The organism is Bradyrhizobium sp. WD16, assembly GCF_024181725.1.
Taxonomy (GTDB): domain Bacteria; phylum Pseudomonadota; class Alphaproteobacteria; order Rhizobiales; family Xanthobacteraceae; genus Bradyrhizobium_A.
This window is the reverse complement of the sequence record NZ_CP028908.1, coordinates 5,265,768-5,279,601: the sequence shown is the minus strand read 5'-3', so window position 1 is coordinate 5,279,601 and position 13,834 is coordinate 5,265,768. Positions and strand designations below refer to the sequence as shown.

16 protein-coding genes and 3 pseudogenes are annotated in these 13,834 nt (G+C 64.2%); 15 read left to right on the top strand and 4 right to left on the bottom strand.

Annotated elements, in window-relative coordinates:
• The first annotated feature begins 61 nt into the window (after positions 1-61).
• The 3 genes from DB459_RS24455 to DB459_RS24445 all read left to right on the top strand — a co-directional run bounded on the left by DB459_RS24455 (position 62) and on the right by DB459_RS24445 (position 3,977).
• Positions 62-982 carry a LysR substrate-binding domain-containing protein gene (locus tag DB459_RS24455; protein WP_253713687.1) on the top strand — a complete coding sequence of 307 codons (921 nt, stop codon included), beginning with the start codon at positions 62-64 and terminating at the stop codon, positions 980-982.
• A gap of 209 nt (positions 983-1,191) precedes the next feature.
• Positions 1,192-1,545: a DUF2958 domain-containing protein gene (locus DB459_RS24450; RefSeq protein ID WP_253713686.1), complete on the top strand. Its 354-nt coding sequence runs from the start codon at positions 1,192-1,194 to the stop codon at positions 1,543-1,545.
• A gap of 413 nt (positions 1,546-1,958) precedes the next feature.
• Complete coding sequence (locus DB459_RS24445; RefSeq protein WP_253709078.1) at positions 1,959-3,977, top strand: ParB/Srx family N-terminal domain-containing protein; 2,019 nt, start codon at positions 1,959-1,961, stop codon at positions 3,975-3,977.
• A 189-nt stretch (positions 3,978-4,166) separates the two neighbouring features.
• Here DB459_RS24445 and DB459_RS24440 read toward each other — a convergent pair.
• From DB459_RS24440 to DB459_RS24425, 4 genes and pseudogenes are all read right to left on the bottom strand, one after another.
• Positions 4,167-4,355: pseudogene (locus DB459_RS24440) on the bottom strand (DUF6441 family protein); the annotation flags it as partial.
• Between the two features lie 28 nt (positions 4,356-4,383).
• Positions 4,384-5,280, bottom strand: coding sequence for a hypothetical protein (locus tag DB459_RS24435; protein WP_253709075.1), 897 nt, complete (start codon positions 5,278-5,280; stop codon positions 4,384-4,386).
• A 33-nt stretch (positions 5,281-5,313) separates the two neighbouring features.
• On the bottom strand, positions 5,314-5,550 hold the full coding sequence (locus tag DB459_RS24430) for a hypothetical protein (RefSeq protein ID WP_253713757.1): 237 nt from the start codon (positions 5,548-5,550) through the stop codon (positions 5,314-5,316).
• Positions 5,551-5,729: 179 nt separating this feature from the next.
• Positions 5,730-5,813, bottom strand: a pseudogene (locus DB459_RS24425) (DUF2190 family protein); the annotation flags it as partial.
• A 543-nt stretch (positions 5,814-6,356) separates the two neighbouring features.
• Between DB459_RS24425 and DB459_RS24420 the strand changes: the two are divergent.
• From DB459_RS24420 to DB459_RS24365, 12 genes and pseudogenes are all read left to right on the top strand, one after another.
• Positions 6,357-6,671, top strand: a complete 315-nt coding sequence (locus DB459_RS24420; RefSeq protein WP_253709073.1) for a DUF736 domain-containing protein — start codon at positions 6,357-6,359, stop codon at positions 6,669-6,671.
• Between the two features lie 376 nt (positions 6,672-7,047).
• Positions 7,048-7,888, top strand: a pseudogene (locus DB459_RS24415) (DUF932 domain-containing protein).
• 296 nt (positions 7,889-8,184) lie between these two features.
• Positions 8,185-8,439: a transcriptional regulator domain-containing protein gene (locus DB459_RS24410; RefSeq protein ID WP_253709070.1), complete on the top strand. Its 255-nt coding sequence runs from the start codon at positions 8,185-8,187 to the stop codon at positions 8,437-8,439.
• Complete coding sequence (locus DB459_RS24405) at positions 8,420-8,974, top strand: DUF2285 domain-containing protein (protein WP_253709066.1); 555 nt, start codon at positions 8,420-8,422, stop codon at positions 8,972-8,974. Before DB459_RS24410 ends, DB459_RS24405 begins: the two co-directional genes overlap by 20 nt.
• A 155-nt stretch (positions 8,975-9,129) precedes the next feature.
• Complete coding sequence (locus tag DB459_RS24400; protein ID WP_073625759.1) at positions 9,130-9,399, top strand: AlpA family transcriptional regulator; 270 nt, start codon at positions 9,130-9,132, stop codon at positions 9,397-9,399.
• Entirely contained in the window at positions 9,400-10,470 is a 1,071-nt protein-coding gene (locus DB459_RS24395; protein ID WP_253709064.1) for a replication initiator protein A, read from the top strand.
• The gene (gene parA, locus DB459_RS24390; protein ID WP_253709061.1) at positions 10,467-11,120 is read left to right on the top strand and encodes a ParA family partition ATPase; all 654 of its coding nucleotides are present in this window, start codon (positions 10,467-10,469) and stop codon (positions 11,118-11,120) included. The genes DB459_RS24395 and parA overlap by 4 nt, the downstream gene beginning before the upstream one ends.
• Positions 11,117-11,368 (top strand): hypothetical protein, encoded by a 252-nt coding sequence (locus tag DB459_RS24385; RefSeq protein ID WP_253709058.1) that lies wholly within the window; start codon positions 11,117-11,119, stop codon positions 11,366-11,368. The genes parA and DB459_RS24385 overlap by 4 nt, the downstream gene beginning before the upstream one ends.
• Positions 11,365-11,886, top strand: a complete 522-nt coding sequence (locus DB459_RS24380; protein ID WP_253709055.1) for a DUF2840 domain-containing protein — start codon at positions 11,365-11,367, stop codon at positions 11,884-11,886. Before DB459_RS24385 ends, DB459_RS24380 begins: the two co-directional genes overlap by 4 nt.
• On the top strand, positions 11,883-12,428 hold the full coding sequence (locus DB459_RS24375) for a S26 family signal peptidase (protein WP_253709052.1): 546 nt from the start codon (positions 11,883-11,885) through the stop codon (positions 12,426-12,428). The genes DB459_RS24380 and DB459_RS24375 overlap by 4 nt, the downstream gene beginning before the upstream one ends.
• Positions 12,429-12,473: 45 nt before the next feature.
• A complete protein-coding gene (locus DB459_RS24370) occupies positions 12,474-12,809 on the top strand; it encodes a DUF736 domain-containing protein (protein ID WP_253709049.1) in 336 nt (111 codons plus the stop codon).
• Positions 12,810-12,813: 4 nt separating this feature from the next.
• A complete protein-coding gene (locus DB459_RS24365; RefSeq protein ID WP_253709046.1) occupies positions 12,814-13,743 on the top strand; it encodes a lytic transglycosylase domain-containing protein in 930 nt (309 codons plus the stop codon).
• Positions 13,744-13,834 lie beyond the last annotated feature (91 nt).

The window sequence follows — 13,834 nt, the reverse complement described above, 5'->3', positions numbered from 1 at the left end:
TAATCAGGCTAAAATTCCGCTTATATCGGACATGCGAGTCCGTAATCTCGGAAGGCTGCCAATGGAACACCTCGGCGCGCTCAACGCCTTCGTTCAGACGGCCGAGGCCGGCAGCTTTGCCGCCGCTGCGATCAAGCTCGGCGTTTCGGCGTCCGCGGTAGGCAAGGCGGTGGCCCGACTGGAGGAACGGCTCGGTGTCCGCCTGTTTCACCGCTCGACCCGGTCGCTGACCCTCACGCCTGAGGGTGAACTCTTCCGCGACCGCTGCCGTCGCATCTTCTGCGAAATCGAGGCGGCGGAACTCGAACTGTCGCAGACCCGCGCGGCGCCGCGGGGAAAGCTGCGCGTCAGCCTGCCACTCATCGGCATGCTGATGATGCCGGCGGTGATGGCCTTCATGCGCGCCTATCCCGAGATCGAGCTCGATCTCGACTTCACCGACCGGTTGGTGGATGTGATCGACGAAGGCTTCGACGCGGTGATCCGCACCGGCGAGGCGCGCGACAGCCGGCTGATGATGCGCCGCGTCGGCGCCTTCTCCCACCGCATCGTCGGCTCGCCGGACTATTTCGCCGCGCATGGTGTGCCGAAGGTGCCGGAAGATCTCGCCGGCCACGCCTGCCTGCATCACAAATATCCCTCGACCGGCAAGCTTGAGCGCTGGCCGCTCGCGCGCGACGGGGTGGACCTCGATATGGCTCTGCCGGTCACGCTGGTGGCGAGCACGCTGGAACCCCAGATCTGCCTGGCCGAGGAAGGCTTTGGCCTCGTCTGTCTGCCGCAGTTCGCCGTGCGCACTCAGCTTTCACGCGGCACGCTCGTCAGCGCGCTCGACGACTACATCCGCGATGTGGGTGCGTTCCATATTCTGTGGCCGGCAAGCCGCCACCCGTCGCCGAAATTGTCCGCCTTCGTCTCGTTCATGGCCGAGAACTTGCTGCGTTATCCGCAACCGCTGCCCTGCAGAGCCGAAGCGCAGTGAACCAGCAACACGAGTCCATTCGCAGGAGCGCTTCGTCGCGGCCGGTTCGATCTTCCCCTCTCAACGAGCTTGGGTAACGCTGGCCGCCGCCGCGACACGGTCAAGCCCGGCCCGCACCAGACCGTGTAGGGCCTGACCGCGCCGCTCGATTGCGCCGGCCGAACGCCTCCTCGCCCTCGATCGGAGGGTGACATCGAATGGAGGCCGACATGGCCGCAGCACTCCTCACCGACGACCTCTATGCTCGGCTTCTCGCCAATGGTGCTCGCAGCGCCGCCGGTGAGGACATCGATCCGCGCCCCGTCGTCAAGCTCTTCATGCCGGACGCTGGTGCCACCTGGCTTCTCACCGAAGCCGATCCCGAAGACCCCGACCGTCTGTTCGGCCTCTGCGATCTCGGTGTTGGCGAACCTGAACTCGGTTACGTCAGTCTTGCCGAAATCCGCTCGGTGCGCGGCCGGCTCCGGCTTCCGGTCGAACGTGACCTCTTCTTCACGGCCGAGCATCCGCTGAGTTGGTATGCCGGGCGCGCCCGCCAATCCGGCAGGATCGTCACCGACTGACGATCACAACCGCGCCCCGCCTTTGGGCGGGGCGCTTCGTCGTGCTCATGATCCGTCCGGAGGCGGAAAGACGGCGATCAGGATGCACGGCTTTCAGGTTCTACGACTTTGCACATCCTGATCCGGTTTTCATGCTTGGCACCCGCTGGGGCTCATGCCGGGCAGTTGCTTGGGGGCGCTGCCCCCTGGCGCGGCGCAAGGGATCGCTGACGCTCGACCGGGACGGTTTCCCCGGCCTTCCGCGCGGATGCGTGTTTCAGACGCCCGCCCATAGGTTCGATCCGCTTGTGCAGGCCGGGTGATCCCCCTCCGGCCCGGCCGCCCTTGCACCTTGCACCCCCCGGTCTCGGCGACGGCCAGGGTTGCAGCGCAGCGCTGCGCTCCAACCCAAGCCAAGCCAAAGGATCAAGACCATGACCAACATCATCGAAACGACCACCACTGTTTCCGAAGCCTCCGCTACCGAGAATGGCGCGGTGCTGTTCGTGCCGCTGAACAAGTTGAAGAAGTCGCCCCGCAACGCCCGTAAGACCCCGCACAGCGAAGCCCATATCGAGGCGCTGGCGGCGAGCATCGCTGCCAAGGGGATGCTGCAAAATCTGGTGGTGGAGCCGGAAACGAACGCCGAAGGCGAGCCGACCGGCAGCTATTTCGTGACCATCGGCGAAGGCCGCAGGCTGGCGCAGTTGCTGCGCGTAAAGCGCAAGCAGATTAAGAAGTCGGAGCCGATCCGCTGCGTTCTGGATACCGAGAACGATGCGACAGAGATCAGCCTCGACGAGAATGTTACCCGCGAGGCCATGCACCCCGCCGACCAGTTCGAGCGGTTCCGCGAACTGGCGGACAATCGCGGATGGGGCGCGGAGGAAATCGCCGCCCGGTTCGGTATCAGCGCCCATGTCGTCCGGCAGCGGCTTCGCCTTGGCGCGGTCAGTACCAAGCTGATGCAGGTTTATAGGGATGGCGGTTTGTCGCTGGACCAGCTCATGGCCTTCGCGATCACCGAGGATCATGACCGGCAAGAGCAGGTCTACGAGAACCTGTCGTGGAACCGCGACCCATCCACCATCCGGCGCGACCTCACCAGGATGAATGTCGCGGCGACCGACCGGCGCGCGATCTTCGTCGGCGCGGACGCCTATGCCGAGGCGGGCGGCACCATCATCCGCGACCTCTTCACCGAGGATCGAGGCGGCTATTTCGAGGACGCCACGCTGCTGGACAGGCTGGTCATCGACAAGCTGGAAGGGATCGCGGCTGAGGTGCAGGCAGCGGAGGGATGGAAGTGGGCTTCCGTTCACATCGACTTCCCCCACGCGCATGGGATGCGCCGCAGCTATCCGCATCCGGTGGACCTGTCGGAGGAAGACGCTGCAGCCTATGGCGCGGCACAGCAGGACTACGACCGCCTGTCGTCGGAATACGAGGGTTACGAAGAACTGCCGGATGAGGCGGATCGGCGGTTCGGCGAGCTTGAAGCGGAGATCGAGCGGATCGACGCCAAGCGCCACGCCTATGACACCGACGAAATCGCGCGCGGTGGTGTGTTTGTCATTCTGAACCACGACGGTACGGCCCGTATCGAACGCGGCTTCATCCGCGCCGAAGACGAGGCCCCGAAATCGACGGACGTGGAGGGGGCGACCATCACGGAAGATGGCGAAATCATCGGGGACGAGGGGAACGGCGAGGACGCCGAACCGCAGCCGGAGGACGAGGAAGCCGAGGATGCGGGGAAGCCGCTATCGGAGCTTCTCATCCGCGACCTGACCGCCCATCGCACCCTGGGTCTGCGCCTCGCCCTTGGCGAGCAGCCGGATATGGCGCTTGTCGCTGTAGTCCATGCGCTGGCGGCGCAGACCTTCTATCGTGGCGAGGAAGCCTCTTGCCTCGAAGTCCGGTTGACCAGCGCTTCTCTCGCCTCCCACGCGGACGGGATCGAGGATATGCCCGCCGCGAAGGCGCTGGCGGATCGTCACGCTGGGTGGGCGTCGGACATGCCGCGCGATGTGGCGGACCTGTGGGATTTCATCACCGGTCTGGACAATGCGAGCGTCATGGCCTTGCTCGCCCATTGCGCCGCGCTGACCGTCAACGCAGTCAGGTTACCGTGGGAGCAGAAGCCCAATGCCCGCGCGACGGCGGAAAAGCTGGCGAGTGCGGTGACGCTGGACATGGCGGCACACTGGACCCCGACCGTGCAGAGCTATCTCGGTCGCGTGACCAAGGCGCACATTCTCGCCGCCGTGCGGGAAGCGGTCGGCCATGACGCCGCCGAGCGGATCGCGGGTTTGAAGAAGTCAGAGATGGCGCAGGCTGCCGAACAGCTTCTCGCTGGAACCGGCTGGCTGCCGACCGTACTGCGCACCGCGCGGCCTGTGTCGCGAGACACGGAGTCGGATGCCGAAGCTTTTGTGCAAGCTGCCGAGTGAGGACGAGCCGGGATCGTGCGAGCGGTCCCGGCCTCCTCCCCGTCCAACACAAAATTCCGGTCGCGCGGCGTTCACCGCGCGACCGGTTGACCTCGACTGTCCGATGACGGCAATCGTCATCAGGGTTATGGAGATCTTCGGCGCGCGCGACCAGACACAGGCTGCGGCTTCGGCGCTCTCGCCCAACTCGGGGAAGGTCTTTCCCCGCCATGTCCGATACAGCCGTTCACCGAGCCCGGCCGCGATGACATCTTCGCGGAGATCCTGCTTCAGGCCGTCGGCAGCGTCGCGCATCCCCGAGGTGACCGCTCGTTCGATATCCTTCTCGGTTTCAGCAAGGGCTTTGCCGAGATCGGGCCGTTGGATGGTGAAGCGCATAACACGGCCGATGTCGTGACGATGAGTATCAGGGCGTTCCCTGCTTTTTCTTGGCGGTTGCAGGGCGGGTTGCCGTAACGGTTGCCAACGTTCTCTCCAATCGAACGAAGGCTATCGTAAGTTCACGAACTTGAACGGCCTCCTCCTCGGTGATGGAGGGATCAGATGCGGACCCATGACCGGCAAGCGGCTCAATATTTCGCCGCTTGAAAATACCCTCGATCGTATCCAAAAGTGGAGTCGCGAGCTTCGAGTGGTTCCGATAAAGACTGAACCAGCTTCCTAAACTCTGATTTTGGACATTGGGGTTGGGAACGACCTGTTTGGCTACCGTCTCAAATATTGACGCGCCTGTATGCAGCACAAGTGACCAGTCCCGATCCTGCATTGCGCGATCCATGCGCTCGACGAGCTTCCTAACGTTTGCATGTTCGCCTGTGGCCAGCGGAGCCTCTGGCAGATCGGCAACGTCTGTCAGTTCGACTTCGGTCCCGTCATCGCCCTCGCTGAATCGTATTCCACTGCTATCGGCTTTCAAGATTGCATTTACGTCTCCGACCCTAATGCATCCGGCATCTGCTAGATCGACCAATATCTCTACCAATTGAGCGGTATCTGGCCGTCTCATTACAAGTTCTAACTCGCCATTGTGCCATGCATACTCAGCCGGTTCATAATCCCAATCACCAAGCTCAAGCGTATAAATTGGTCTGCCTAGGGCGGTGTTTGCCAGATTTACGATCCGATTAATACGAATCAACTCGATCTGGTGGGAATCTTCTCCGTGACTGGTTCTGACCGACTGGCGAAGCACGCGAGTAAGACGAAGCCTTGCCTCACTGGATATGACCTCAAGTTCGATTTGTTCTCGGACTCTGTTGTCCAGAATTGCGCCAGGCACATTCGTTTTCTTCTTCGTAGCCATACAAGCTCCCTCGCAATTCGATCACTGTCAGGCTTATTTAGCTGCTTCGCATTGCAATACCAATCCAAGCGCATCGCCCATCGGTTCGCCGATGATCTTGAGCGTCTCGGCGCCGATCAGGATCAGATCACCCTCGGTGATCGTTGCGGCCTGCGAGCGGCGGATATCGATACCGACGGTAGGCAACACGGCGCGGCTGTCCCCGAACTTCGCCATGCGGTCGGTCGACTTGCGGACGGCGACGCCAGCGCCAACGCTGCCGCCTTCCACAGCGCGTCCTCGCCGATATTGGGATCGGCGAAGAGCGCATCGATGGTCGAAGCAAAAATGCGTCCGTCACGGATCATTCGCCCGGAACGAGGCAATGAGCCGAACGCGGCCGGTGGATTGCCCGCGCCGCCTGCGACCGCCGCCGCGACGCCGATCAGAAGGTTGGCGGTCACAACCGTCGTGCAGCGCTTGTTGGTATCGTCCCAGTAGACGAGCGCGCCGACCGTCCAGGCCTGCGAGCCGATCTTGGTGAGTTCGAACACGCCCGCGGCGACGCCGAAGAGCTGGCCGACTTTCCCGCCCGGGCCGGAAGTGAGGGCATGTCGCCAGTTCGTGAGAGAAGTCACGCTGCTCGGCGGACAATCGTCTCCGGCCGGCCAATGTCGGCGCTGCGAAGGAGACAAAGATCGGGAAGCACCCGTGTCCCCCGTGGACGATGGCCGAGCCTTGCCATTGAGGATCAGGGGTAAGGTTGACGAGACCGGAGGTTCGCCAGCGTTTCATGTCTGTTGCGGAGGTCGACCGCCACCAGTGTCGTATTCTCCGGATTTCTCTGTCGGCCACACCCACGGCGTCCTCGAATGGATTGGGTCTGACCGAAGACCGGCTGCGCCTCGCTCGTCTTCTCGCAACGCCCGTCGCCAGCTTTTTTCCGCCGCCTTCGGCGTTGCATCGCGAGGCAAAAAAGCCGTCGCCGGCCGCCTTTCACTTCGTTTCAGCCCTCCGGGTGCGGGGCCGATCGTCCCCGGTCGCACGACCACCATCGAGGTCGCGATAGGCGCGGCCCGAAGAACGGAGACACGGCAATGGCGACCATCGGCACCTTCACCAAGACCGCGAACGGCGACATCACCGGCACGGTCAAGACCCTAACCCTCAACGTCAAGGCCAAGTTCGTTCCCACCGAGGGCGACAGCGAGCGCGGCCCGGACTATCGGATCTTCGCCGGCACCACCGAGTTCGGCGCGGCGTGGAAGAAGACCGCCCGCGAGACCGGCCGCGACTATCTCTCGGTCAAGCTGGACGATCCGAGCTTCCCGGCCCCGATCTACGCCAGCCTGGTCGAGGACGAGGGCGGCGAAACTCACAACCTCATCTGGTCCCGCCGCAACGGCGACTGAGGCCGAACACCTCCGAAGCCCCGCTCTCACGCGGGGCTTCGTCACGCTTGCTACGGCAGCCATTCAGGAAATGCGGAAATCAGGATGCGCGGTTTTCAGGTTCGGTTGCTGCGCGCATCCCGATCCAATCTTTTAGCGAGGCACCCGCTTTGCTCATGCCAGGTGAGCTTGGCTAAGGGCTCCGCCCCCGCGCGGTGCAAGGGATCGCTGGCGCTCGTCCGGGCCGGTATCCCCAGCCTTCCTCCATTTCATTGCGTGCAGGCCGGGCGATCCCCCTCCGGCTCGGCCGCCCTTGCACCTTGCTACCCCGGTCTCGGCGACGGCCAGGGTTGCAGCGCAGCGCTGCGCTCCAACCCAGCCCCAAGGGAGACAGATCATGTATCACCATCTCGCCACCCGGTTCGGCCGCAACTCTCACCAGATCAGCGGACGCGAAGCCCTCGACAACGAAGCTCTTTTTCGTCACGTCCCCTCAGTGTTCGCCCGCGAAGCGCATGACAGCCGGTCGGAGCGTTACGTCTACGTCCCCACCATCGAGATCGTGGAAGGATTGCGCCGGGAGGGCTGGTTTCCGTTTCGCGGTGCAATCGGTGCCGCGCGACGGCAGCCGCCACGGTCACGCCAAGCACATGCTACGCCTGCGCCGGGATGATGGGATCGGCAAACCCGAGGCGGCGGAAGTCATCATCGTCAACAGCCACGACGGGACCAGCGCCTATCAGATGTTCGCCGGGATGCTGCGCTTCGTCTGCACCAACAGCATGATTGCTGGTGAGCGGTTCGAGGAAGTCCGCGTGCCCCACAAGGGGGGCATTCAGAACCAGATCATCGAAGGCGTCTACACCGTCGCGGAGGACTTTCCGCGCCTGATCGATGCGACCGAGACCATGAAGGACACGCGGCTCTCACGGGACGAACAGCAGGTGTTGGCCGCTGCGAGCCTTGTCGCGCGCTATGGCGAGGAGGAAAGCCCGGTTCGCCCGGATCAGATCATCGCTCCGCGCCGCCGCGAGGATGTCGGGCAAAACCTGTGGCAGACCTTCAACGTCATTCAGGAAAACCTCATTCGGGGCGGGCTGGATGGACGACGGCAGACTGCGGATGGACGCATCCGCCGCAGCCGGACGCGGCCGATCAACGGTATCGACCAGAATGTCGGGCTGAACCGCGCCCTGTGGACGTTGGCCGAGGGAATGCAGCGGCTGAAGACCGCCTGACCCTCGCAAAGCCGTGGAGCCGGAAACCCGGCTTCACGGCTTTCCGCAGAAGCGTGGATCAGATTTCGCGCCGATCCGTCTTTGCGGATCGGCGGGTTTCCGCTGAGCAGACGAAACGCGGCTCGCCGGGCATGGCCCGGCTCGCGAAGGAACCTCAAAAACGATCCGAATTATCTTCAAATATTGATCGTCCAACGCGATCAACATATCGGGCAACAGTAGCTTCAACGTGAGCCTCGTATCGCGAACATTTCCTCTTTCCAGCAACGCGAAAATGCTGGACGAGAGGTGACGCCATGCCGAGTACAGATTGGCGCTCGCCGGCCGCTTATGCACATGCCAAGAGCATTTCTGCCGCCGGCTTTGCCTGGGAGTATCTTCGTCGCGATGAGGATTATCGCCGCGACTTTCATCGCGTGAGGCGATTGCCACGCCTCGACAGCGATGCGCAGACGGCGTTCTCGGAACGCTGGGGGGTGCGATTTCCCGACAGACCCGACTCTCTCCGCCGACCGGGCTGCGCTATTCTGGATGCCGTCGCTGCTGCCTGATGCCTTTGAGCTTCGCCCATCCGCGTGCGTCGACTCTGATCCCGCCAGCATGACGATCAGCCTGCCGACGTTGCCGGGTCTCGACGCTCGTGCCACCGAGGATGGGAAGTGGCATGGCCTCTGGCGGTCGGCGGGAGTGGACCATCAGTTCTGGCTCGCAGATCCGCCGTCCGGCACCAAGACGGCCTATTTCGTTATGCTGCCGCTCGACGCCTCGCTGGAGCATCGCGCCGAAGCGGTGTCGCGCTTCTGGCGAACGCTGATGGGGCGGCCGATCGGCGAGCGTCGTCACGCTCTTCCAGCGCAGACCCGAGACCGACACATCCTGATCTTGCGCGCCCTCGACGGTCGCACAGACGGCGCCAGCTATCGAAAGATCGCGGAAGCCCTGCTTGGATTTCGTGGCAACAAAGCCGATTGGGAAAGCGATCCTCGCAAGAACCGGACGCGCCGCCTCGTTGCTGACGGCACCCACTATGTGCATGGCGGATATCGCGATCTGCTGCGCTATCCCGCGCGTCTGCCGCCCCGCTGAACGTTGCCGTTCGATCGTCTTCGTTCGCGCCTCCGGGGGGCCGGAAACGCTACCCCCTAATTTCGGCACGCTGCAAGCCGCCGTTCCTCCGCCACGGTTCGCCATGACCCGCTGCCGTCATCGGCAGCCATCCGAACCGCCCCGGAGGCCCGATCATGCTCGACCCGAAGACGGGATTGCCGCCGCGTTTCCTGCGCACGCCCGACGCGGCGCGTTTCCTCGGCATCTCGCTCAGGACGCTGGAGAAGCACCGCACCTACGGCACTGGCCCGACCTATCGCAAGATCGGCGGCCGCGTGATCTACGCGCTCGAGGACCTGCAGGCCTGGACGGCCATCGGCGCGCGCAAATCCACCACGGACCAGAATGCCGGCCGGGTCTTTCCGGCGCGTCCTCTGACGCCTGCCGAGCGGGGAGCGCGCTGAATGAGCGGCTCCTCTCGACAAGACGGCAAGCACGGGAGCGAACGCCAGCGGCTCGATCCCTTCGTGGTCGCCACCGGCGATGCCAGCCCGCGCGATCAGCGCGATCTCATGGAACGGCCGTTCTTCTCGTTGTCGAAGACGCCGCGCGTCAAGCCGATCCTCTACAAGGCCGCCGATGTCGAGGTGCAGGTGCTGGGGATGCCCGAACACGGCATGGCGACGATATGGGACGCCGATGTGCTGATCTGGGCCGCCTCGCAGATCGTCGCGGCCGAGAACCATGGTCTCCGTACCTCGCGCTTCTTTCGCTTCACGCCCTACCAGCTCCTGCGGGGTGTCGGCCGTCCGACCGGAAACCAGCAGTATCTTCTCCTGAAGGCCTCGCTGGCACGGCTGCAATCGACCGTCATCGCCACGACGATTCGGAACGGCGTGCAATGGCGCCGCCGACAATTCTCCTGGATCAACGAATGGGAAGAGATGACGACGCGAGAGGGCCGCGTCGAGGGCATGGAATTTGTCCTGCCCGAGTGGTTCTACAACGGGGTCGTCGACCGCTCACTGGTGCTGACCATCGACCCGGACTATTTCCGGCTGACCGGCGGTATCGAGCGCTGGCTCTATCGCGTCGCGCGCAAGCACGCCGGCCATCAGCGACACGGCTGGCTGTTCGAGATCGCCCATCTCCACGCCAAATCCGGCAGCCTTGCGCGCATCTCCGATTTCGCGCTCGATCTGCGCCGGATCGCTCTCCGTCAGCCCTTGCCTGGATATCGCCTGTCGATCGAACGCGAGGGGCGGCGTGAACTGCTCCGCATACGGCCCGTCCAACAATTCACAGTGCCTGTGGATGAGCCTGTGAACAGCATCGGCAGATCAGGCGCAAAGGGTATCGGCACATCAGGCGCAGGCCTATCGGCAGATCGGGCGCACGGACCTCAGTTAACGCTCTGGCCTGAAACACGAAATCCGGCCACTAACTTAGACTCTAACAGAGAATCTAACTCTTCTTTGTTGGCGCGCGGGAAATGCGGCCGTGGTGCCGGTGCCGCCGGAAGGCGGGAGCCATGATCGTCGCGCTCCTCAATCAGAAGGGCGGCGTCGGCAAGACGACGCTGGCGCTGCATCTCGCCGGCGAATGGGCCGGGAGAGGCAAGCGCATCACCCTGATCGACGCCGATCCGCAGGGCTCGGCGCTGGATTGGTCGCAGCAGCGGGCGCGTGAGAACGGCGTCCGGCTGTTCGGCGTCGTCGGCCTGGCGCGCGATACCTTGCACCGGGAAGCGCCGGAGCTGGCGCGCGATGCCGATCACATTGTCATCGACGGGCCGCCACGCATTGCCGGGCTCATGCGTTCCGCGCTGCTGGCCGCCGACCTTGTGCTGATCCCGGTGCAGCCATCGCCGTTCGACGGCTGGGCCTCGGCCGAGATGCTGGCGCTCGTCGCCGAAGCGCGCATCTACCGGCCAGCCCTGGCGGCGCGCTTCGTGCTCAACCGCTGCGGCGCGCGCACCATCATCGCCCGAGAGACCGCCGAGACGCTCGCCGATCATGACCCACCGGTGCTGTCGACAACCATCGGCCAGCGTGTCGTCTTCGCCGATGCCGCACAGTCCGGTCGGCTCGCCTCTGAAATCGATCCCGACAGTCAGGCCGCGCGCGAGATTGCGGCACTCGCTACGGAGATCGGACGGCTGATCACGGGAAAGGCATTGCCATGAGCGCGCACCCGGTCCGTCGCCGTTTTGCCGCCCGCCCCGCCGATCCGGAAACCTGGATCAAGGCAGCCGACGCGCCGCGCACCGACGAGGCGGCGCGCTTCACCGCGCGGCTGACCATCGACATCACGCCCGAACTGCGCGGCCGCATCAAGATCGTCGCCTTTCAGCGCGGCATCACCGTGGCCGACATGCTGCGCGAACTGCTCGCGCATGAATTCCCGCCGACCACCGATGGAGATCGCCTATGACCGGCGCCACCGCTTCCCGTTCACATGTCGGTATCGCACCGCGCACCCAGTCGGCCGACGCTTTCACGCAAGTCGAACTGACGCACATCGAGAAGCGGCTCGAGAACTGGATCAGGTTCGGCCACAAGGTGCGCGAACAGGTGCTCGACCGCCGTCGGCGTGTCTTTTTCTATCGACCCGGCAGCGTTTTCGCCTTCGTGCGGTGGGCGTCGAACGACTTCGGCACGATCACGTCGCGCATCGACATCGTGCGTGCGGTGGCTCCGGGCGAGCCGTTCCAGACGCTGCCCTTCGTGCGTCCCGGCGGCGAGATGCTGCTCAGAATCGAGGACTGGCCCAAGGTCGAGAGCGTCCTTCAGCACATCGATGCTATCGAGGAGACCGGCATTGATCCGACTGAGGTGTCGCCCGATCACTGGCGGCACGTCCACAACCGTTTGACCGTTGGACACGAGCCGCGTGCCTACACCGTCGATCAGCATCAGGCGTTTCTGTTGCGCCAGAGGGCTGAACCATGAGCCGGTTCGGCTACGTCATGGTGACGTACTTCTCCGTGATGGGCGTTGCCGTCGCATCGTTCATTCCTACGCCGCTGCGCCTCGTCTGGAACGCATCCGCGAGTGTTCCGATCGGCCTCTACGATCTCGCCCCCACGCCGAGCCTGGAGACCGGCGATCTCGTCGCGCTCCTGCCCGACAAGCCGCTCGCCGACTTCATGGTGGAGCGCGGCTACATCGGTCATGGCGTGCCACTCTTGAAGCGTGTCATGGCTCTGCCGGGGCAAGAGGTCTGTCGCATCGGGCTCGCTATCACGGTCGATCATGTGCCGCTCGGCGAAGCGCTCGATCGCGACCGATTGGGCCGACCTCTGCCGGTCTGGCAGGGTTGCCAGAAGATCGCACAAGGCGATCTCTTCGTGATGAACCCCGAAGTGCCCGACAGCCTGGATGGCCGCTACTTCGGCCCGATCCCGGCACGCGCCGTCATCGGCAAGGCGACGCCGATTTACACCGACGAGGAGGGTGATGGCCGCTTCGTCTGGCGTGCTCCGACGCGGTGAGTGCCGCGCCACAGTTCAATCACTACCAGCTCACGGAGGTTCCACATGCCGCAGATTGGCGAGTTCACGCGCGAGACCACCGGCTTTGTCGGGCGCGTCCACACCTTCACGCTCTTCCGCGAGATCACCATCGTTCCGGCTGAACCGTCCGATGCCGACAACGCGCCGGACTACCGCGTCCACAACGGCAACGAGGAAGGGCCGGAGATCGGCGCGGGCTGGAAGCGTACAGGCGAACGGGCCGGGGACTACATCGCGCTCGTCATCGATGACCCGGCCTTGCCGCAGCCGATCCGCGCCAACCTGTTCCGCGACGATGATGCCGGCGCGTCCTGGTCGCTGCATTGGAACCGTGCCCCGAAGCGCGGCGAGCGGGAGTGACATCATGCGACCCGTCAGCCTGCGCGCGAGCGCGATCCCATTACGATCGGTCATCCCTTTGTTCGCGGAAAAGCCGTCTCATCCCTTCGCCCCGCTCGACGACCGGTCGGCCGGCGCGCGCAGCGGAGGTCAAGGGCGATCGAAGATCGGCGCATTGCGCGTACCCTTGACCGCGGCGAGCACGCTGGCAGGCTGGTGCCGCAGTGGAGAAGGCGCGCCTGTTCGAATGGCGGTCATTCTTCTCTCAGGCTTGCTTTACGGCGTTGCGATCCCGGCGATTGCGCTGGCGCAGACGAAGCCCGTCGCTCACCCGTCTGCGCGCGATCTCGATAGTGATCACATCGCCGAAGCGGCACAGCGCTTCGAGCTTCCCGCCGCCTGGATTCGCGCGGTGATGCGCGCCGAGAGTGACGGTGATCCACGTGCCCTCTCGCCAAAAGGGGCGATCGGGCTGATGCAGATCATGCCGGAGACCTGGGCCGAGCTACGCGTGCGCTACCGTCTGGGTGACGATCCTTACGACCCGCACGACAACATCGTGGCGGGCGCGGCCTATATCCGCGAGTTGTTCGACCGCTACGGCTCGCCGGAGTGGATAGCGGCTTACAACGCCGGTCCCGGGCGCTACGAGGAGGCCCTGAAGGGCCGCCCACTTCCACCGGAGACCCGTGCTTATGTCGCGGCTCTTACGCCGATCATCAGCGGCAGCCAGACCACCAGGGCGGTCATGATTGCGTCCGCCGGTCCGCTCTCCTGGACCCGTGCTCCGCTTTTCGTCATGCAGCCTTTGAGCAAGACGACGGCCACTCTCGTGCAAACCGACGAGCACAAGGACGACACTCCGAACGCGGTCACCGTGCGCGACCTGTCCGCCATCGTGCCGCAGTCGGGCGGTCTGTTCGTTGCGCGAGCGGATGCGAGACAACAGCCATGAAGCTCGTGATCGCGTCCGCCCGGCGGGAGACTTCAGTGTGCAGCGGATGGGGCTGGCAACGGTCTCATCCATCAGCAGGAGGGGCACGAAG

What these genes read in the sequence shown, in the direction of transcription:
- DB459_RS24455 (WP_253713687.1), top strand. Translation starts at nt 62, where the DNA reads ATGGAACACCTCGGCGCGCTCAACGCCTTCGTTCAGACGGCCGAGGCC.
- DB459_RS24450 (WP_253713686.1), top strand. Translation starts at nt 1,192, where the DNA reads ATGGCCGCAGCACTCCTCACCGACGACCTCTATGCTCGGCTTCTCGCC.
- DB459_RS24445 (WP_253709078.1), top strand. Translation starts at nt 1,959, where the DNA reads ATGACCAACATCATCGAAACGACCACCACTGTTTCCGAAGCCTCCGCT.
- DB459_RS24435 (WP_253709075.1), bottom strand. Translation starts at nt 5,280, where the DNA reads ATGGCTACGAAGAAGAAAACGAATGTGCCTGGCGCAATTCTGGACAAC.
- DB459_RS24420 (WP_253709073.1), top strand. Translation starts at nt 6,357, where the DNA reads ATGGCGACCATCGGCACCTTCACCAAGACCGCGAACGGCGACATCACC.
- DB459_RS24410 (WP_253709070.1), top strand. Translation starts at nt 8,185, where the DNA reads ATGCCGAGTACAGATTGGCGCTCGCCGGCCGCTTATGCACATGCCAAG.
- DB459_RS24405 (WP_253709066.1), top strand. Translation starts at nt 8,420, where the DNA reads ATGCCGTCGCTGCTGCCTGATGCCTTTGAGCTTCGCCCATCCGCGTGC.
- DB459_RS24400 (WP_073625759.1), top strand. Translation starts at nt 9,130, where the DNA reads ATGCTCGACCCGAAGACGGGATTGCCGCCGCGTTTCCTGCGCACGCCC.
- DB459_RS24395 (WP_253709064.1), top strand. Translation starts at nt 9,400, where the DNA reads ATGAGCGGCTCCTCTCGACAAGACGGCAAGCACGGGAGCGAACGCCAG.
- parA (WP_253709061.1), top strand. Translation starts at nt 10,467, where the DNA reads ATGATCGTCGCGCTCCTCAATCAGAAGGGCGGCGTCGGCAAGACGACG.
- DB459_RS24385 (WP_253709058.1), top strand. Translation starts at nt 11,117, where the DNA reads ATGAGCGCGCACCCGGTCCGTCGCCGTTTTGCCGCCCGCCCCGCCGAT.
- DB459_RS24380 (WP_253709055.1), top strand. Translation starts at nt 11,365, where the DNA reads ATGACCGGCGCCACCGCTTCCCGTTCACATGTCGGTATCGCACCGCGC.
- DB459_RS24375 (WP_253709052.1), top strand. Translation starts at nt 11,883, where the DNA reads ATGAGCCGGTTCGGCTACGTCATGGTGACGTACTTCTCCGTGATGGGC.
- DB459_RS24370 (WP_253709049.1), top strand. Translation starts at nt 12,474, where the DNA reads ATGCCGCAGATTGGCGAGTTCACGCGCGAGACCACCGGCTTTGTCGGG.
- DB459_RS24365 (WP_253709046.1), top strand. Translation starts at nt 12,814, where the DNA reads ATGCGACCCGTCAGCCTGCGCGCGAGCGCGATCCCATTACGATCGGTC.